We start from the raw sequence: 18296 nt of genomic DNA on the forward strand, positions 1-18296 counted from the left end.
GACCGTAGCGATGGCTGAATTCAAAGAAGCTCCCGCCGGCGCCTCGGCCGGCGTGCGGTTGATGACCTGGGTCGACAACCGCTTCCCGGCCAGCAAGATGTACCGGGAGCACATGTCGGAGTACTACGCTCCGAAGAACTTCAACTGGTGGTACATCTTCGGCTCGCTGGCCATGCTGGTGCTGGTGATCCAGATCGTCACCGGCATCTTCCTGGTGATGCACTACAAGCCGGATGCGGCCCAGGCGTTCGCCTCGGTCGAGTACATCATGCGCGATGTGCCCTGGGGCTGGCTGATCCGCTACATGCACTCGACGGGGGCTTCCGCCTTCTTCGTGGTCGTGTACCTGCACATGTTCCGTGGCCTGCTGTACGGCTCGTACCGCAAACCGCGCGAGCTGGTCTGGATCTTCGGTTGCGGCATCTTCCTGTGCCTGATGGCCGAGGCCTTCATGGGCTATCTGCTGCCCTGGGGCCAGATGTCCTACTGGGGCGCCCAGGTGATCGTGAACCTGTTCGCCGCCGTGCCCTTCGTCGGTCCGGACCTGGCCCTGCTGATCCGCGGCGACTACGTGGTGAGCGACGCCACGCTGAACCGCTTCTTCAGCTTCCACGTGATCGCGGTGCCGCTGGTGCTGCTGGGCCTGGTGGTGGCGCACATCATCGCGCTGCACGAAGTGGGTTCCAACAACCCCGATGGCGTCGAGATCAAGGCCAAGAAGGACGCCCAGGGCCGCCCGCTGGACGGCATCCCCTTCCATCCGTACTACACGGTGCACGACATCTATGGCGTGGGCCTGTTCCTGATGGTGTTCACGGCGATCGTGTTCTTCGCGCCTGAACTGGGTGGCTACTTCCTGGAGTTCAACAACTTCATCCCGGCCGACCCGCTGAAGACGCCCGCGCACATCGCGCCGGTCTGGTACTTCACGCCCTTCTACTCCATGCTGCGCGCGACCACCGACGTGATGGTCAACGTGCTGGCGGGTGTGGTGGCGCTGGGTGCCGTGCTGGCGGTGCTCAAGGGCAGCTTCGCCGGCAAGGGCAAGCTGGCCGTGCTGGTGGGCGCCGTGGTGGCGATCGCGCTGCTGAAGACCTTCGACGCGAAGTTCTGGGGCGTGGTCGTGATGGGCGGTGCGGTCATCATCCTGTTCTTCCTGCCCTGGCTGGATCACAGCCCGGTGAAGTCCATCCGCTATCGCCCGAGCTGGCACAAGTACCTGTACGCCGTCTTCGTGGTGTTCTTCCTGGTGCTGGGCTATCTGGGCATCAAGCCGCCGTCCGACATCGGCACGCTGGTTTCGCAGGTGGGGACGCTGTTCTACTTCGGCTTCTTCCTGCTGATGCCCTGGTGGAGCAAGCTGGGTACGCCCAAGCCCGTGCCCGACCGCGTGACTTTCCATCCGCACTAAGCACGGCAACGGAGAAGCAAGAATGAAGAAACTGTTCGCGACGTTGCTGACCGCCCTGAGCCTGGGCATGGGTCTGGTGTCCGGTGCCGCAGCCTCCAGCGATGGCATAGCCTGGGACAAGTTCCCCGAGCAGAAGATGAACGACATGGCTTCGCTGCAAAACGGCGCCAAGCTCTTCGTCAACTACTGCCTGAACTGCCATGCCGCCGCCTACATGCGCTACAACCGCCTGAAGGACATCGGCCTGAGCGAGGACCAGATCAAGGGCAACTTGCTGTTCGCCTCCGAGAAGGTGGGCGACGTGATGAAGGTCTCGCTGGATCCCAAGCAGGCCAAGGACTGGTTCGGTGCCACGCCGCCCGACCTGACCGTGATCGCGCGTTCGCGCGCCGACGGCAGCAAGGGCTCGGGTGCGGATTACCTCTACACCTATCTGCGCACCTACTACCGCGACGAGAGCAAGGCCACCGGCTGGAACAACATGGCCTTCCCCAGCGTGGCCATGCCGCATGTGCTGTGGGAACTGCAAGGCGTGCGCACCGCCAAGTTCGCCGAGGAAAAGGACCCGCACGACCCGGCCAAGACCACGCATGTGTTCAAGGGCTTCGAGCAGGTCACCCCGGGTACGCTCACGCCCGCCCAGTACGACAGCGCGGTGGGTGACTTGGTGGCCTATCTGAAGTGGATGGGTGAACCGGCGCAGGATCAGCGCGTGCGCCTCGGCGTGATCGTGCTGTTGTTCCTGGCCATGTTCACCGTGTTTGCCTGGCGTCTGAACGCGTCCTACTGGAAGGACGTTCGTTAAACGTTAAGCTTCGGGCCCGGAGTGATCCGGGCGTGATGCGCAGTGGGGCGCTTCGGCCCCCACTGCGTTTGTGTTTTGTGAAAGGCCGGCGCGAGCCGGTCCGGTTATTTGGAGCCGCAAGGCTCGGGAGTCCTCCGCCATGATGGTGCTTTACTCTGGAACCACCTGCCCCTATTCGCACCGCTGCCGTTTCGTGCTGTTCGAGAAGGGCATGGACTTCGAGATCCGCGACGTCGACCTGTTCGCCAAGCCCGAGGACATCGCGCTGATGAACCCGTACAACGAGGTGCCCATCCTGGTGGAGCGCGACCTCATCCTGTACGAGTCGCACATCATCAACGAGTACATCGACGAGCGCTTCCCGCATCCGCAGCTGATGCCCGGCGACCCGGTGGCCCGCGCGCGGGTGCGCCTGTTCCTGTTCAACTTCGAGAAGGAGCTGTTCGCGCATGTGAACATGCTCGAGGGCCGCGGCCAGGCCGTGAAGCCGACCGAAAAGCAGCTCGAGAAGGCCCGCTCGCAGATCCGCGACCGCCTGACCCAGCTGGCGCCCATCTTCCTGAAGAACAAGTACATGCTGGGCGACGACTTCTCCATGCTGGACGTGGCCATTGCCCCGCTGCTGTGGCGCCTGGACTACTACGGCATCGAGATGTCCAAGAACGCGCTGCCGCTGCTGAAGTACGCCGAGCGCATCTTCTCGCGCCCGGCCTACATCGAGGCGCTGACCCCGTCCGAGAAGGTGATGCGCAAGTAATACACTTCGCCGCATGGATCACAGCAAGGACGGCGGCGCCGCAGCCGCCAGCTCGACGCGCCCCTATCTGATCAGGGCGCTGCACGAGTGGTGCACCGACAACGGCTTCACGCCCTACATCGCGGTCCACGTCGACCGCTCGGTGCAGGTGCCGATGGAGTACGTCAGCAACCACGAGATCGTGCTGAACGTCGGTTTCGACGCCACCAGCAATCTGGACCTGGGCAATGAACTGATCCAGTTCAAGGCCCGGTTCGGCGGCGTGGCGCGCGAGATCATCGTCCCGGTGGATCATGTGGTGGCCATCTACGCGCGCGAGAACGGGCAGGGCATGGCCTTCCCGGCGCCGACGCCGGAGGAATCCGTCGCGGTGGTCTCGCCACCCGCGTCTGCGCCCGCGCCCGCGCGCGGATTGCGTCTGGCCAGCGAAGCCGACGCAGAGGCGCCGGCCGAGGACGTGCTCGAGCCAGGTGACGAGCCCGGCGACGACGACCCCGGCCCCGGCGCGCCCGCGACGGGTGGGCGTCCCGCGCTCAAGCGTGTCAAGTGACCGGCGGCGGGCCTCGCGGCTGCCCTAGAATCCGCGCCTGAATTTCGCCGGCTTAGCTCAGTTGGTAGAGCAACCGCCTTGTAAGCGGTAGGTCATCAGTTCGAATCCGATAGCCGGCACCACACACGCAACGCGCCCTCCGGGGCGCGTTGTCCATTGCGGGGCCACAGCGACGCGCAGGCACTGCGCGGCGGTGCGCAGGCGCGCGTTTTCGTGTTTGTGCGCCTGCCGCGCGCAGCTAGGTCTGGCGCACGCGGATGCGCAGCACGCCTTGCAGCAGGCCCTGTTCGCGCAGCAGTTGTTCCAAGTGGGGCTGCAGCTGGCGCAGCTTGGCGGCCACGGCGGCGTTGTCGGCCAGCAGGGTCCAGCCTTCCTCGTCCAATCCACCGGCGCCGACGAAGCGCTTCATCGCGCCTGGCAGCGCGGGCAGCACGACGGCCAGGCGTTGCTGCGAGGCCTGCAGCACCGCACCCAGTCGCGCGAGCTGGCCGTGCTGGGCCATCGCGCTGTTGAAGGGCAGGGGCTCGGGTGTGCTGGCCGGCGCGCGCCGGGGCAGGTAGTTCACGGTGTCGGGCCGGGCGCCCGGGCGGCGGGAAGTGGACATGGTGGCAGTGTAGTGGGGAGTGTCGCGAAACCCGGGTGCTAAACTCGGCGGGTTTTTCCTCCCGGCTGCCTCTCTTGCAAGGACCTTGCAAACCAGGGCGGCGCCCCCAGCTGTGCTGACTTGGTTGGGGGCGAGCTGCAGGAAGCCAGAACAAACCCAGAATACCGCCGCGACCCGCGCCATGGCTGCGCGCCAGCGGCTCATCGAGCGAAGCCGCATGTTGCCCAAGCTTTTGACCCAGATTTTCGGCAGCCGCAATGAGCGGCTGCTCAAGACCTACCGCAAGATCGTCCAGCAGATCAACGCGCTGGAGCCGCAGTTCGAAGGGCTGAGCGACGAGCAACTGCGTGGCAAGACCGAAGAGTTCAAGCAGCGCGTCGCCGGCGGCGAGTCGCTGGACGCCCTCTTGCCGGAGGCCTTCGCGGTCTGCCGCGAAGGCTCCAAGCGCGCGCTGAAGATGCGCCACTTCGACGTCCAGCTGATCGGTGGCATCACGCTGCACCAGGGCAAGATCGCCGAAATGCGCACCGGCGAGGGCAAGACGCTGATGGCCACGCTGCCGGTCTACCTGAACGCGCTGACCGGCAAGGGCGTGCATGTCGTGACGGTCAACGACTATCTGGCCCGTCGCGACGCCGAGTGGATGGGCAAGCTCTACACCTTCCTCGGCCTGACGGTGGGCATCAACCTGCCGCAGGCGCCGCGCGAAGAGAAGCAGGCCGCCTACGCCGCCGACGTCACCTACGGCACCAACAACGAGTACGGCTTCGACTACCTGCGCGACAACATGGTCTACGAGCTGCGCGACCGCGTGCAGCGCGGCCTGGCTTACGCCATCGTCGACGAGGTGGACTCCATCCTGATCGACGAGGCGCGCACGCCGCTGATCATCTCGGGCCAGGCCGACGACCAGACTGACCTCTACCACGCGATCAACAAGGTCGCGCCGCTGCTGAAGAAGCAGATCGGCGAATTGGACCCGCGCACCGGTGAAGGCGTGATCGAGCCGGGCGATTTCACGGTGGACGAGAAGTCGCACCAGATCTACCTGACCGAGGACGGCCACGAGAACGCGGAAGCGCTGCTGTCCCAGGCCGGGCTGCTGGTCGAAGGCGCGAGCCTGTACGACGCCGGCAACATCACGCTGATGCATCACCTGTATGCCAGCCTGCGTGCCCACCATGTGTTCCACCGCGACCAGCATTACGTGGTGCAGAACGGCGAGGTGATCATCGTCGACGAGTTCACCGGCCGCCTGATGACGGGCCGCCGCTGGAGCGACGGTCTGCACCAGGCCGTCGAGGCCAAGGAAGGCGTCGCGATCCAGGCCGAGAACCAGACCCTGGCCTCGATCACCTTCCAGAACTACTTCCGCATGTACGGCAAGCTGGGCGGCATGACCGGCACGGCCGACACCGAGGCCTACGAGTTCCAGGAGATCTACGGCCTGGAGACCGTGGTGATCCCGCCCAACCGGCCCACGGTGCGCCGCGACGAGCTGGACCTGGTCTACAAGACGCCCAAGGAAAAGTACGACGCGGTGATCGCCGACATCCGCGACTGCCACGAGCGCGGCCAGCCGGTGCTGGTGGGCACGACCTCGATCGAAAACTCCGAGCTGGTCTCCCACCTGCTGACCCAGGCCAAGCTGCCGCACCAGGTGCTCAACGCCAAGCAGCATGCCAAGGAGGCCGAGATCATCGCGCAGGCGGGCCGCCCTGGCGTGATCACCATCGCGACCAACATGGCCGGCCGCGGCACCGACATCGTGCTGGGCGGCAGCGTCGAGAAGCAGATCCAGTTGGTCGAGGCCGACGAAGCCCTTTCCGAGGCCGACAAGGCCGCGCGCATCGAGCAGCTGAAGGCCGAATGGCAAGGCCTGCATGAACAGGTCAAGGCCGCCGGCGGCCTGCGCGTGATCGCGACCGAGCGCCACGAGAGCCGCCGCATCGACAACCAGCTGCGCGGCCGTTCGGGTCGCCAGGGCGATCCGGGCTCCTCGCGCTTCTACCTGTCGCTGGACGATCCGCTGATGCGCATCTTCGCGGGCGACCGCGTGCGCGCGATCATGGACCGCCTGAAGATGCCCGAAGGCGAGGCGATCGAGGCCGGCATCGTGACGCGCTCCATCGAAGGCGCGCAGCGCAAGGTCGAGGCGCGCAACTTCGACATCCGCAAGCAGCTGCTGGAGTACGACGACGTCTCCAACGACCAGCGCAAGGTCATCTACCAGCAGCGCAACGAGATCCTGGAGGCCGAGGACACCCTGGCCCAGATCACCCATCTGCGCAACGGCGCGCTGACCGACGTGGTGCGCGGCTTCGTGCCGGCCGAGAGCCTGGAAGAGCAGTGGGACCTGCCGGCGCTGGAGCGCGTGCTCAAGGACGAGTGGCAACTCGAAGTGGCGCTGGTCGCGGCGCTGGAGAAGAGCGAATCGCTGACCGACGAGGACGTGCTGGAGCTGGTGCTCAAGGCCGGCGACGCGCTGTTCCAGAGCAAGCTGGAGCGCGTGGGCCTGGAACAGTTCGCGCCCTTCATGCGCATGGTGCTGCTGCAGTCCATCGACCAGCACTGGCGCGAGCACCTGGCCGCGCTGGACTATCTGCGCCAGGGCATTCATCTGCGCGGCTATGCGCAGAAGAATCCCAAGCAGGAGTACAAGCGCGAGGCCTTCGAGCTGTTCTCGCAGCTGCTGGACGTGGTGAAGATGGAAGTCACCCGCATCCTGCTGAATGTGCGCATCCAGAGCCAGCAGGAAGCCGAGGCCGCGGCCGAGGCGATCGAGCACCGCGCCGAGGCCGTCTCCAACGTCACCTACACCCACCCCAACGAGGACGGCTCGGTGTCGCAGGAGCCCGCCGCTGGCGAGGTGCCGGAGTCCTGGGGCCATGTGGGCCGCAACGATCCCTGCCCCTGCGGCAGCGGCAAGAAGTTCAAGCAGTGCCACGGCAAGCTCAGCTGAGCCTGCCGGGCCTCTGCGCCCCCCATGACTGTGCGATAACCGACCGAACCCGCGCCAAAGCGTGCGGTAGTTGGCAGTCTCGCGGGCCACGGCCTGCACATGGGGGGTGCCTCGGGGACGGGGCCCTCCGTACAGTGACGCCATGGTGATTTCACTCAGGGATCACCCCTACCAGGAGGCCCGCTTACGCGGCTTGCGATGATGACAGTCAAGGGAATCTTCACGGCTCTGGTCCTGTGGGCCGCCAGCCTCACGGCGCACGCCGCCGTCACCGAAAGCACCTTCCCGGTCAATCTGGTGGGCTCCGCCGACAGCAGCTTCTCGGCCGGCATCTCGCGCAACATTACCGCGGCCGGCCTGTTCACCGACACCTACACCTTCGCCAGCCTGGCGGCAGGCTGGTATTCGGTCAGCGCCGTGCTGAGCACGCGCGCCACGCTAGACAGCGTCAACATCGATTTCTATTCGATCAGCCTCAACGGCGTGGCCTTCAACCTGCGCAAGACCCCGCAGGGCACATTCGCCGATGGATTCGAGCTGGGCACGCTGCCGCAGCAGAAGTTTGAAGGTCCGCTGGTGATGGTGGTGACCGGCCGTGCCGGCGGCGCGCTGGCCGACGGCAGCGCCATCGGCGCCGGCTACTCCGGCACCATCAACATCCTGCCGGCGCCGGTGCCCGAGCCCAGTGCCGCGCTGCTGATGCTGACCGGCCTGGGCGCCGTGGGCTTCATGGCCCGCCGCCGCCGCCGTCAATGAATGCCACCTTTTACTGGGGATACGCGATGAAAGCCAAGTTCTTTGCCGGTCTGCTGCTCTCGCTGGCCGCGGCCGTGGCCCAGGCGGGGCCGTCGACCTATGACCTGCCGCTGGTCGGCCAGCCCGATGGCAGCCTGGTCGGCGGGCTGAGCTCCTCGGTGGGCGAGTCGCGCGTGACGCACACCACCACCGGCTATTTCGAGGACATCTTCAACTTCAGCTACAGCGGCACCGGCATGGTCACGCTGGACCTGAGCGCCAACTTCGCGCTGGTCGACCTGGCGCTGCAAGGCATCCGCTTCGACCGCATCTCGTTGAACGGCATCGACGTGGGCTGGGACTTCATGGACGCCGGCGGCACCCGCTTCTTGTTCGGTGGCCTGTACGACGAGCTGCTGGCCGGCGACTACCAGATCAAGGTCAGCGGCTGGGCCGGCGACACCCGCGAGGGCAACTCCGTGCCGTCGACGATTTCCGCCAGCTACAGCGGCATCCTGACCGTGATTCCGCAACGTGGCACGGTGCCCGAGCCGTCGGCGCTGCTGCTGGCCGGTCTGGGCCTGGGCAGCATGGCGCTGGTGCGCCGCCGCCGTCGCGACGATTGAGAGACGCGCGCGTCTTCTTCGCACGGGCTCCCCAGGGAGCCCGTTGTTCTTTGTGCCGCGCAGAGGCCGGGCGCGGGGCGCGCTGCCTACAATGCGCGCCATTCCCACATCCATTTCCGCATCCATTCCAGCGAGTCCTGCCATGCCCGTGAATCTCAGCGCCCCCGATCCTTCCCAGCTCAAGCCCGTCGCGGGTCTGCGGCTGGGCGTCACGATGGCCGGCGTGCGCAAGGCCAACCGGCGCGACCTGACCGTGGTGGCGCTGGACGAGGGTGCCAGCGTGGCCGGCGTGTTCACGCGCAACCGCTTCTGCGCCGCGCCGGTGCAGCTGTGCCGCGAGCACCTGGCCAGCGGCGCCGCGCCGCGCGCCATCGTGATCAACACCGGCAACGCCAACGCCGGCACCGGCGCGGACGGCCTGGCCCGCGCGCGCCAGACCTGCGCGGCGCTGGCCTCGCTGATGCAACTGCAGCCGCAGCAGGTGCTGCCGTTCTCCACCGGCGTGATCATGGAAACCCTGCCGGTGGAGCGCATCGTCGCCGGCCTGCCTGGCGCGCTGGCGAATCTCAGCGCCGATGGCTGGGCCGAGGCCGCCGCCGGCATCATGACCACCGACACGCTGCCCAAGGCCGCGTCGCGCCAGGTGCAGATCGGCGGCCGCACCGTCACCGTCACCGGCATCTCCAAGGGCGCCGGCATGATCCGTCCCAACATGGCCACCATGCTGGGCTTCGTCGCCACCGACGCGGTGATCGCGCCCGAGCTGCTGCAGCCGCTGGTCACGCAGGCCGCCGACGCCTCCTTCAACCGCATCACCATCGACGGCGACACCTCGACCAACGACTCCTTCCTGCTCATTGCGACCCACCAGGCGGGCCATGCGCGCATCGAGTCGCTGGACAGCGCCGAGGGTCAGGTCTTGCGCGAGGCGGTCATCGCCGTGTCCCAGGCGCTGGCCCAGGCCATCGTGCGCGATGGCGAGGGTGCGACCAAGTTCATCACCATCGTCGTCGAGGGGGGGCGCAACGAGGCCGAGTGCCAGCTGGCCGCCTACGCGATCGCGCACTCGCCGCTGGTCAAGACCGCGTTCTTCGCCAGCGATCCCAACCTGGGCCGCATCCTTGCCGCGGTGGGCTACGCCGGCATCGCCGACCTGGACCAGGGCTTGATCGAAATGCACCTGGACGACGTGCACGTGGTGACCCGTGGCGGCCGCCATCCCGACTACCGCGAGGAAGATGGCCAGCGCGTGATGAAGCGCAGCGAGATCACCGTGCGCGTCAACCTGGCGCGCGGCGCGGCGCAGGCCACCGTGTGGACCTGCGACCTCAGCCACGACTACGTCAGCATCAACGCCGACTACCGCTCCTGAGCGCGGCAGCCCCGCCGCGTCGCACCAGGCCCCCGCTCGGGGGCCTTTTTCGTGGGCGCGTGGGCGTCTAGAAGTCCACCGCGCGGACGCCGCGCTGGCCGCGCGAGATCAGCGTGGCGTTGATCAGGGCCGCTTCCTGGCGGCTGCCGAAGGGCCAGATCGCGGCACGCCAGCCGTCCGGCGTGCGGAACACATCGCCCTGTATCGCGCTGTTGTAGCGCAGCGCCTGGCGTACCTGCTCCTGCATGCGCTCCAGTTCCGCGCGGGCCTGGGCCTCCTGCTTGTGCGGCGGGCCGACCAGCGCCACCACCTTGCCCGGAGGCGCGTCGGCAGGACGGCGTAGCGCCTCCACCAGCCCCACCTCGTCCAGCCTGAGGCGGGGTGGCTGGGCGTCGGACGCAGCGGGCGACGCGGGCGACGAGGCGCCCGTGCCGGCCTTGGCCGCGCGCTCGGCGGCGGCACGCTCCTCCACGGCCCGTCCCAGCGGCGGGCGGCCGGGGCCCAGGTGAGGACGAATGTCGGGCGCGGGGACGGCACTGCTTGCCGTGGCCGACGCCGCGGTCGCGGCGCTCGCCGCTTCGCTCGCCGCTTCGCTGGCCGCGCCGGCCGGTGCCGAGGCGGCGGTGGCTTCGGTGGCGGACGCGGCGGATGCCGCCACAGCCGCCGATGCCGCGGAGGCCACCGGCGCTGCGGCCGAGGCGGCGCTGGCGGCCGGTGCCGACGCGACAGGGGCCGCAGCCGGGGCGTCGGCGTGACGCTCGGCCTTGTGCGGCCTCGGCCAGGCCCACCACAGCAGCAGGGCCAGCACCAGCAGACCCAGCCCGGCGGCCAGGCCCAGGCGCAGCGGGTCCAGCGCGCGGCGCCCCAGCACCTGCTGGTCGCGCCCGATCAGCACGCGGCGCCGCGCCGGACCGGCGTCGATCGCCGCGCTGAGCAGATACAGCTCCACGGGCCAGCCCCCGTCGCCCGGGGGCGCGCCGGCCAGCCGTGCGTCGTCCACCGGGATGCGGCGCAGCGGCAGCTCGGGGCCGCCCGGCGCGCTTTCGCTACCTTGCGCGCGCGCGAAGGCGGCCACGCGGGCGGGCGACAGGCCGTCGATGAATTCTTCGCTGAACAGCGCGCCACTGCCGGCGCGCGTCGGCAGCAGGCGAGCGCGCAGGCGCTGCGGCCAAGAAAGCGGTTTGGCGGGCGCGGCGGCGGGCGCGGCCGTCGGGGCCGCCACCGTCTCGTCCAACACCGGCTCGACCGGGCCGGTTCCCGCGCCGCCCTGGCGAGGGCGCAGCAGCGGCAGCGCGACCAGGCCCAGCGTGTGCACATCGTCCGCGCGCAGGCGGCGTGCCAGCGGGTTGCGGTGATGCCAGCGCAGCAGCGCCGGCGTCAGGGCCTGCAGCAGCGTGCCTTGGTCCGCGGCGGGGGCGGGTGGCGGGGGCACGGGGGCGGCGGCTTCCGTCGGTTGTTCTGCGTCCTGCGAGCCGGGTTCGTCCATGGTGTGTCGTGGTCCGGCATGGGCCGGTGGCGCCGATTCTCGCCCACCTCCCGTGTGCCGCCGGCCCGGGTGGACCCGCAGCGGTCCTTCGCGGGCGCGCCGTCGGCCGTTGCCGTGATGGGCGTCACACTGCGCTTGTGCCGGCGCGCCTGCCTAGAATCGTCGCCATCTCGTCAAGACGGGCGGAGGCATGATGTTCGATCACCTGGGAATCGGGGTTTCGGCGCTGGCCGAAAGCCGCGCCTTCTTCCTGCAGGCGCTCGCGCCGCTGAAGGTCGCGGTCGCCATGGAGGGGCCCCATGGCGTGGGCCTGGGGCAGGGCGGCAAGCCCTCGCTGTGGCTGTACGAGACGCGCGACCGTCCGGCCCCGCTGCACATCGCCTTTGCCGCCGAGAACCGCGCGCAGGTGGACGCGTTCCACCAGGCGGCGCTGGCCGCCGGCGGCAAGGACAACGGCGCGCCAGGCCTGCGCCCGCACTACCACCCGAACTACTACGGCGCCTTCGTCATCGGGCCGGATGGCCACAACGTCGAAGCCGTCTGTCACAAGCCCGAGGGCTGATCCGCGCGTCGCGCCGACGTCGCCCCGCGCACGGCGGGCACGGGACTTGTATGGGGGAGGGCATGGAACCTTCGATGCCGTCCTCTCTCCCCGCCGTGGTCCTGTTGTCGGATCCCGCCAGCCCGCAGGGCCTGCAGGCCGGCGTGCTGCTGGCCGACGTGCTGGAGGAGAGCGGCTACCAGCTGCTGCGGGCCGCCGAGGGCGAGGCCGCCGAGGCGCTGCTGGCGCCGTCGCGCGCGGTGGCGCTGCTGATGGAGCTGGAGCCGGGCGACGCTGCGGCGCTGGCGCTGCTGCGCCGCCTGAGCGCGCTGACGGCGGTGCTGGTGATCAGCCGCCAGCACGATCCCGCCTGGATCGTGCGCTTGCGCGACGCGGGCGCGGTGGACTGCCTGTCCAAGCCGCTGCGCCTGAGCCTGCTGCTGGAGCGCCTGGCGCGCTGGGCCCGTGCACCGCAAGAGGGCACGCCGCCCCGTGCGGGCGCCGGGCTGGTGCAGCCCTCGGCCGTCGCCGCCAGCATGACGGTGCGCGAGCGCGACGGCCATTGCGCCTGGCAGAGCGCGCAGGCGCGCGCCTGGACCGCCCGCTACTTTCCGCCGCCGTTCGCGCGCCAGGCGCGCCTGCCGCCGGACCTGCTGCTGTGGCTGCATCGCGAGGCGCTGCGGCGCCGGGCCGGCGCGATGGCCGCGGCGATCACCATCGCGCCCTGGGGCGGGGCGCAGGGGCCGCGCCTGAGCCTGAGCCTGCACGAGGCCGAGCCGCGGCTGATCGGCGAAGGCCACTGGCTGGTGCTGATGCACGAGGCCAGCGACGCGGCGCGCGTGGCCCGGCTGGCGCGTGCGCTGCACCTGGAGCCGGCGCAGGCGGAGCTGCTGTTTGCCTGCATGGGCGGTGCCGACGAAGCCCAGCTGCGCGCGGCGCTGGGCCTGTCCGCGGACGGGCTCACGCAGCGTCTGGCCGCGCTGTGCGAGGCGCTGGGCGTGGCGACCCCGGTGCAGGCGGTCGCGCGCGGGCAGGCGGTGCTGCGCCAGGCTTAGTCGTCTTCGCGCAGCAGCCGTATGCCCACCAACGTGTAGCGCGTGTCCGGGGCGTTCCAGTTGCGATAGCTGCAGCGCGCATAGAAAGGCCAGCTGTGCCAGGAGCCGCCGCGGCGCACGCGCACGCTGCCGTCCTCCGGGCCGCGCGGGTCGGCGGCCGGCGAGCGGGCGTAGTAGGTCTCGTCGTGCCAGTCCGCCACCCATTCCCAGACGTTGCCCAGCATGTCGTGCAGGCCGAAGGCATTGGCGCTGAAGCTGCCGACCGGCGCGGTGAAGGTATGGCCGTCGGCCAAGGGCAGCGCGCGGTCGGCCCATTGCGGCCACAGCCGGGCGGTCTCGGCGGCAAAGACGTTGGCCTGGCCCTTCAGTGCCGACGGCGCGTCGCCGCCGGGATAGCGGCTGGTGCTGCCGGCGCGGCAGGCGTACTCCCACTCGGCCTCGGTGGGCAGGCGGTAGCGATGGCCTTCGCGGCGGCTGAGCCAGTCGGCCAGCGCCTGCGCGTCATGCCAGGTCACGTTGACCACCGGATGGTCCTCGCCCTGCGGGAAGCCCGGGTTGGCCCAGGAATAGCGCGGCTGCCGGCCCTCGAAGGCATCGCCGCGCGCGCTGCGGGCGGGGTCGTAGTCGGCGCGCCAGCCGTAACCGCCGGTGCCGTCGGCCACCGACTCGGGCACATGGCCGGACGCGGCCAGGAACTGGCGCCACTGGCCCACCGTGACCTCGTGCTGGCCCATCCAGAAGGCGCGCGTCAGGCGCACCTTGTGGCGCGGTGCCTCGTCCTGCAGCACGCTGAAGCGGCGCGGCTCATAGGCGGGGAAGTCGCGCGCCAGCTGCTCCGGCGTGTCTTCGCTGCCCATCCAGAACTCGCCCGCCGGCAGCTTGACGAAGCGCATGCCCAGGCTGTTGGTCCAGACGACGACCTGCGCGCGGGCGCCGCCGGCGGCCAGCAGCAGAATCGTCAACAAGGTCAGGGCGGGGCGCAGGGCAGGCGGTTGCATGCGGCGATGCTAGAACGCGGTCGATGACGGAAAATCGGGCTTTGCTCTCTTGACGCCCATGTTCAGCCATCTGCTCCCGCCGCAGGACGCCCACGCCCCGACCCGCCCCGATGACAAGCAGCGCTTCATGCAGCTGCTGGGCCTGGCGCTGGAGCGCGGCGGTGTGCAGCGTCTGTTGCTCAGTGCCCCCAGACCTGTCGCTTCGCGCCAGGCCCCCCAAGGGGGCCAAGAAAGCTCGGGCGCGGCCCCCCGTGCTGAAGGCAAAGACCTGAGCGACGAGCCCGGGCTGGAGCGGCTGATGGTGCGTGAGCTGCAACTGCGCGGCGAGCGCCACCTGAGCTTTCTGTGGCGCTACCAGACACGCGACGTCACGAAGAACCTCGCGCTGGACCCGGGCCTGGCGGAACTGAACCGGCTGCTGGGCCCGGTGTTCGGCCACGCCCATCTGGACACCGCCACCGAGTCGGTGCAGCTGCGCTTTTCACGCAAGGGGCGGCCCAGCCTGCATGTGGCGCGCCGCGCCACGCCCGCGGATGCCGGCGAGCCGCCGGCCGCGCAGAGCGGCGCTCACAACCGCGAGAAGCCGCGCCTGCTCGACCTGCAGCAGCCCTTCTGGCGTGACCTGGGCCTCAGCCATGCGCCGCGCGGCGAGCCGCAGCTGGTGCCCACGATGGCGCGCAAGTGGAAGCAGATCAACAAGTTCATCGAAATCTTCGACGCCGCGGTGCGCAGCGCCGGCCTCGCCGCGCCGGTGCGCCTGGCCGACTTCGGTTCCGGCAAGGGCTACCTGACCTTCGCGATGCACGACTACCTGCGCCAGCAGGGGCTGGCGCCGCAGGTGCACGGGGTGGAGCTGCGCGAGGACATGGTGACGCTGTGCAACGCGGTCGCGCGCACCCACGGCCTGCAGGGCCTGGTCTTCGAGCAGGGCGACGTCCGCGAGCGCGGCGACATGCGGCTGGACGTGATGGTGGCCCTGCATGCCTGCGACATCGCGACCGACTACGCGATGCACTTCGGGCTGCGCAGCGGCGCGCGCATCATCATGTGCGCGCCCTGCTGCCACAAGCAGATCCGCCCGCAGATGCGTACCCCGGCGGCGCTGCGCCCGCTGCTGCAGCATGGCATCCACCTGGGCCAGGAGGCCGAGATGGTGACCGACTCGCTGCGCGCGCTGCTGCTGGAGCTGTGCGGCTACGAGACCCAGGTGATCGAGTTCATCGCGCTGGAGCACACCAGCAAGAACAAGATGGTGCTGGCGGTGCGGCGTGCGCAAGACCCGACCCCGGCGCGACGCGCCGAGCTGCTGGCGCAGCTGGACGAGATCAAGCGCTTCTACGGGCTGCGCGAGCAGGCGCTTGAGAGCCTGCTGCGCGCCGAGGGCCGCCTGGCGCCCTGATACCCGGGCGGCACTGCCTCATTTGCGGGCAGTCCAGGCAAAGCCCTGGCGCATCAAGGACTTGCGTCGCCGGGCCTCAGCTTGTCCCACGACTTGTCCACAGCGGAGGTGGGCAACCCGGGCGCCGGCTGGCGGCTGCGCCAGGCGCGCAGGGCCTGGCGGTATTCGTCCATCGCCAGGTCGTGCAGGTCGAAGACGCAGGGGTTGCAGCCATTGCCGCAGCAGTCCTCCAGCGCGGGAGGCTGCGGCGGCTGAGGCATGGGATCGTCAGGGGCGGAGGCGGGGGCAGTGGACGGCATGGCGCGATTGTCCGGCAGGGCCCGCGTCCGCGCCGCGCAGGCAAAAAAGCCCGAACCGCGGGGCGGTTCGGGCAAGAGCGCTGCGGACGCCACCTGGACGCGCTGCCGGCGGGCGGCGGGCGTGGAGCTGCGGCGTGGTCGATGTGAGCGCGGGCGGCGCATGGCGGGCGATCCGGCGGAGGGAACGCGGCCTGGGCGCCATCAGTGAATCCGACGTGCGCGGCTCAGACCGGCGGGCCGTCCCTGGGCGGGGCGCCCGGAGCCACGGGGTGTGGGGCGCTTGCGAAAGGGCGGCGTGTCTTCATGCTTCGCATCATCGCGAAGTTGGCGCGAACGAAGCGCCCAAGAACAAGGCGCAAATCCAGCCAAACAAGTGGCCGGGATTTGCGCCTATTTCAAACGATGCGCCGAGGGCCGGGCAAGACCTGGCCCTGGCGCGATGCGGCAATGCCGCGGCCGTTCAGAACCCGCCCATGCCGAAGGTGTTGGCGATGAAGGCCAGCATGTCGGCGCGCTCCTCGATGATCTTGGAGGTGGGCTTGCCGGCGCCGTGGCCGGCCTGCGTCTCGATGCGGATCAGCTTGGGCGCGGGGCCGGTGTCGGTGGCCTGCAGCGCGGCGGTGTACTTGAAGCTGTGGGCGGGCACGACGCGGTCGTCGTGGTCACCGGTGGTCACCAGGATGGCCGGATAGCGCTTGCCGCTTTGCAGGGTGTGCAGCGGCGAGTACTTGATCAGCGCCTTGAACTCCTCGGCGTTCTCGGCGCTGCCGTAGTCCGGCACCCAGGCCCAGCCGATGGTGAACTTGTGGAAGCGCAGCATGTCCATCACGCCCACCTGCGGCACCGCGGCGCCGAACAGCTCGGGGCGCTGGTTCACGACCGCGCCGACCAGCAGGCCGCCGTTGGAGCCGCCGTTGATCGCGAGCTTGGCCGGCTGCGTCAGCTTGTTCGCGACCAGCCATTCGCCGGCGGCGATGAAGTCGTCGAACACGTTCTGCTTCTTCAGCTTGGTGCCGGCCTCGTGCCAGGACGCACCGTACTCGCCGCCACCGCGGATCGAGGCCAGCACGTAGACGCCGCCCATCCTCATCCACGTCGCGGCGGTGACGCCGTAGCCCGGGGTCATGGGCACGTTGAAGCCGCCATAGCCGTAGAGCAGCGTCGGGTTGCTGCCGTCCAGCTTCAGTCCCTTCTTGTGGGCGATGAAGATGGGGAAGCGGGTGCCGTCCTTGCTGGTGACGAACTCGCGGCGCGTCTCGAACTCTTCGGGGTTGAACGCGGTCTTGGGGCGCTTGAACAGCTCGGTCTTCATACTGCCCAGGTCCAGGCGATAGACCTCGCCGGGGGCGACCAGGCTGGTATAGCTGAAGAAGGTCTCGGTGTCCTTCCAGCGGCCGCCGAAGCCGCCGGCCGTGCCCACGCCCGGCAGGGTCAGATCTTGCAGGTGGCGGCCGTCCGCGGCGAACACGCGCACCTGGGTGGAGGCGTCGGCCAGGTAGCTCAGCACCAGCTTGCCGCCCACCGCGGAGGCGCCCACCATCGCGTCCTTGCCCTCGGCGACCAGGGTCTTCCACTGCGCGGGCGCGGGGTTGGCCAGGTCGATCGCCACCAGGCGGCCGCGCGGCGCGTCCTTGTCGGTCTTGACGATCAGGCGCTGGCCCAGCATCAGCACCGGCGTGTACTCGGCGTCGAAGTCCAGCGTGACGGTCTTGGGCTGGCCCGGCTTGAAGCCGCCCTTGTCGTCCAGCGGCAGCACCAGCAGGCCGTTCTTGCGGCCGGAGCCCTTCCAGACATTGATGATCAGCGCGCGGTCGTCATCGCTGACCTGGGCGCCGAAGCCCCATTGCTTTTCGTTCTTGTTCTCCATCACCAGCACGTCCTCGGACTGCGCGCTGCCGAGGCGGTGGTAGTAGAGCTTCTGGAAGTAGTTGGCGCCGGTCAGCGCCTCGCCCGGCTTGGGCGCGTCGTAGCGGGCGTAGAAGAAGCCCTTGCCGTCCGGGGTCCAGACCGCGTTGGAGAACTTCACCCATTCGATCTGGTCGGGCAGGTCCTTGCCGGTGGCGAGGTCGCGCACCTTCCAGGTCTGCCAGTCGGAGCCGGCGCCGGCGATGCCGTAGGCCAGCATGCGGCCGTCGTGCGAGATGGCCAGGCCGGACAGCGCCACCGTGCCGTCCTTGGACAGGGTGTTGGGGTCCAGCGCCACCTGGGGCTGGTCCTTCAGCGACTTGGCGGTGTAGAGCACCGACTGCTGCTGCAGGCCGTCGTTGCGCGTCCAGAAGTAGCGGCCGCCTTCCTTGAAGGGAATGCCGAACTTCTCGAAGTTGTACAGCTCGGTGTAGAGCTTGCGCACCGGCAGGCGCTGGGGCATGGCCTCCAGGAACTTGTCGGTGACCGCGTTCTGCGCCTTGACCCAGGCCTTGGTCTCGGCGCTGTTGTCGTCTTCCAGCCAGCGGTAGGGGTCTGCGACCTGGGTGCCGTGGTAGTTGTCGACCTGGTCGACCTTGCGGGTGTCGGGGTAGCTCAGGCCCTGGGCCTGCACGGCCAGGGCGCTCAGCCCCAGGGCCAGCGCGGTGGCCAGCGTGTGTCGGGAAGTCATGCGATCGGTCTCCTCTGGAAGCAATGCGCGGCCCGCCGGCTCATGGCCAGCGGGCCGCGCTATTGTGCCCAGCGGGGAGCGGCGTGACTTTCGTCAGCGC

The 18296-nt window shown here is 69.3% G+C and carries 16 protein-coding genes and 1 tRNA gene; 12 read left to right on the forward strand and 5 right to left on the reverse strand.

Going from position 1 to position 18296, the window contains the following annotated elements; all coding sequences use genetic code 11:
- Positions 1–10 precede the first annotated feature (10 nt).
- From LZ017_RS00875 to LZ017_RS00895, 5 genes are all read left to right on the forward strand, one after another.
- Entirely contained in the window at positions 11–1411 is a 1401-nt protein-coding gene (locus LZ017_RS00875) for a cytochrome bc complex cytochrome b subunit (RefSeq protein WP_241298158.1), read from the forward strand.
- Positions 1412–1433: 22 nt separating this feature from the next.
- Positions 1434–2216, forward strand: coding sequence for a cytochrome c1 (locus tag LZ017_RS00880; protein WP_241298159.1), 783 nt, complete (start codon positions 1434–1436; stop codon positions 2214–2216).
- Positions 2217–2355: 139 nt separating this feature from the next.
- The gene (locus LZ017_RS00885; RefSeq protein ID WP_241298160.1) at positions 2356–2973 is read left to right on the forward strand and encodes a glutathione S-transferase N-terminal domain-containing protein; all 618 of its coding nucleotides are present in this window, start codon (positions 2356–2358) and stop codon (positions 2971–2973) included.
- 13 nt (positions 2974–2986) lie between these two features.
- Entirely contained in the window at positions 2987–3523 is a 537-nt protein-coding gene (locus tag LZ017_RS00890) for a ClpXP protease specificity-enhancing factor (protein ID WP_241298161.1), read from the forward strand.
- 46 nt (positions 3524–3569) lie between these two features.
- A tRNA-Thr gene (locus tag LZ017_RS00895) sits at positions 3570–3645 on the forward strand.
- A 116-nt stretch (positions 3646–3761) separates the two neighbouring features.
- On the opposite strand, the gene LZ017_RS00900 is transcribed toward LZ017_RS00895, so the two are convergent.
- Positions 3762–4127 (reverse strand): hypothetical protein, encoded by a 366-nt coding sequence (locus LZ017_RS00900; protein WP_241298162.1) that lies wholly within the window; start codon positions 4125–4127, stop codon positions 3762–3764.
- Between the two features lie 217 nt (positions 4128–4344).
- Between LZ017_RS00900 and secA the strand changes: the two genes are divergently transcribed.
- The 4 genes from secA to argJ all read left to right on the forward strand — a co-directional run bounded on the left by secA (position 4345) and on the right by argJ (position 9822).
- The gene (gene secA / locus LZ017_RS00905; RefSeq protein WP_241298163.1) at positions 4345–7089 is read left to right on the forward strand and encodes a preprotein translocase subunit SecA; all 2745 of its coding nucleotides are present in this window, start codon (positions 4345–4347) and stop codon (positions 7087–7089) included.
- Between the two features lie 201 nt (positions 7090–7290).
- A complete protein-coding gene (locus LZ017_RS00910) occupies positions 7291–7845 on the forward strand; it encodes an FxDxF family PEP-CTERM protein (protein ID WP_241298164.1) in 555 nt (184 codons plus the stop codon).
- A gap of 26 nt (positions 7846–7871) precedes the next feature.
- Positions 7872–8450 (forward strand): FxDxF family PEP-CTERM protein, encoded by a 579-nt coding sequence (locus tag LZ017_RS00915; protein ID WP_241298165.1) that lies wholly within the window; start codon positions 7872–7874, stop codon positions 8448–8450.
- 142 nt (positions 8451–8592) lie between these two features.
- A complete protein-coding gene (gene argJ / locus LZ017_RS00920) occupies positions 8593–9822 on the forward strand; it encodes a bifunctional glutamate N-acetyltransferase/amino-acid acetyltransferase ArgJ (protein WP_241298166.1) in 1230 nt (409 codons plus the stop codon).
- A gap of 67 nt (positions 9823–9889) precedes the next feature.
- Here the strand turns inward: argJ and LZ017_RS00925 are convergent, their stop codons facing one another.
- Positions 9890–11308, reverse strand: a complete 1419-nt coding sequence (locus LZ017_RS00925) for a hypothetical protein (protein WP_241298167.1) — start codon at positions 11306–11308, stop codon at positions 9890–9892.
- 193 nt (positions 11309–11501) lie between these two features.
- Between LZ017_RS00925 and LZ017_RS00930 the strand changes: the two genes are divergently transcribed.
- Positions 11502–11870, forward strand: a complete 369-nt coding sequence (locus tag LZ017_RS00930; RefSeq protein ID WP_241298682.1) for a VOC family protein — start codon at positions 11502–11504, stop codon at positions 11868–11870.
- A gap of 74 nt (positions 11871–11944) precedes the next feature.
- Positions 11945–12904, forward strand: a complete 960-nt coding sequence (locus LZ017_RS00935; RefSeq protein ID WP_241298168.1) for a hypothetical protein — start codon at positions 11945–11947, stop codon at positions 12902–12904.
- Here the strand turns inward: LZ017_RS00935 and LZ017_RS00940 are convergent.
- The gene (locus LZ017_RS00940; protein ID WP_374109857.1) at positions 12901–13902 is read right to left on the reverse strand and encodes a formylglycine-generating enzyme family protein; all 1002 of its coding nucleotides are present in this window, start codon (positions 13900–13902) and stop codon (positions 12901–12903) included. The two genes, LZ017_RS00935 and LZ017_RS00940, sit on opposite strands and share 4 nt — an antisense overlap.
- A 58-nt stretch (positions 13903–13960) precedes the next feature.
- Here LZ017_RS00940 and LZ017_RS00945 point away from each other — a divergent pair, with 58 nt between their 5' ends.
- The gene (locus tag LZ017_RS00945; RefSeq protein WP_241298169.1) at positions 13961–15301 is read left to right on the forward strand and encodes an SAM-dependent methyltransferase; all 1341 of its coding nucleotides are present in this window, start codon (positions 13961–13963) and stop codon (positions 15299–15301) included.
- 53 nt (positions 15302–15354) lie between these two features.
- Here LZ017_RS00945 and LZ017_RS00950 read toward each other — a convergent pair whose 3' ends face one another.
- Both LZ017_RS00950 and LZ017_RS00955 read right to left on the reverse strand, forming a co-directional pair.
- Positions 15355–15561 (reverse strand): oxidoreductase-like domain-containing protein, encoded by a 207-nt coding sequence (locus LZ017_RS00950; protein ID WP_374109858.1) that lies wholly within the window; start codon positions 15559–15561, stop codon positions 15355–15357.
- Positions 15562–16060: 499 nt separating this feature from the next.
- Positions 16061–18196: a prolyl oligopeptidase family protein gene (locus tag LZ017_RS00955; RefSeq protein ID WP_241298171.1), complete on the reverse strand. Its 2136-nt coding sequence runs from the start codon at positions 18194–18196 to the stop codon at positions 16061–16063.
- Positions 18197–18296 lie beyond the last annotated feature (100 nt).

It is taken from the genome of Pelomonas sp. CA6, from assembly GCF_022549225.1.
GTDB lineage: Bacteria > Pseudomonadota > Gammaproteobacteria > Burkholderiales > Burkholderiaceae_C > Roseateles.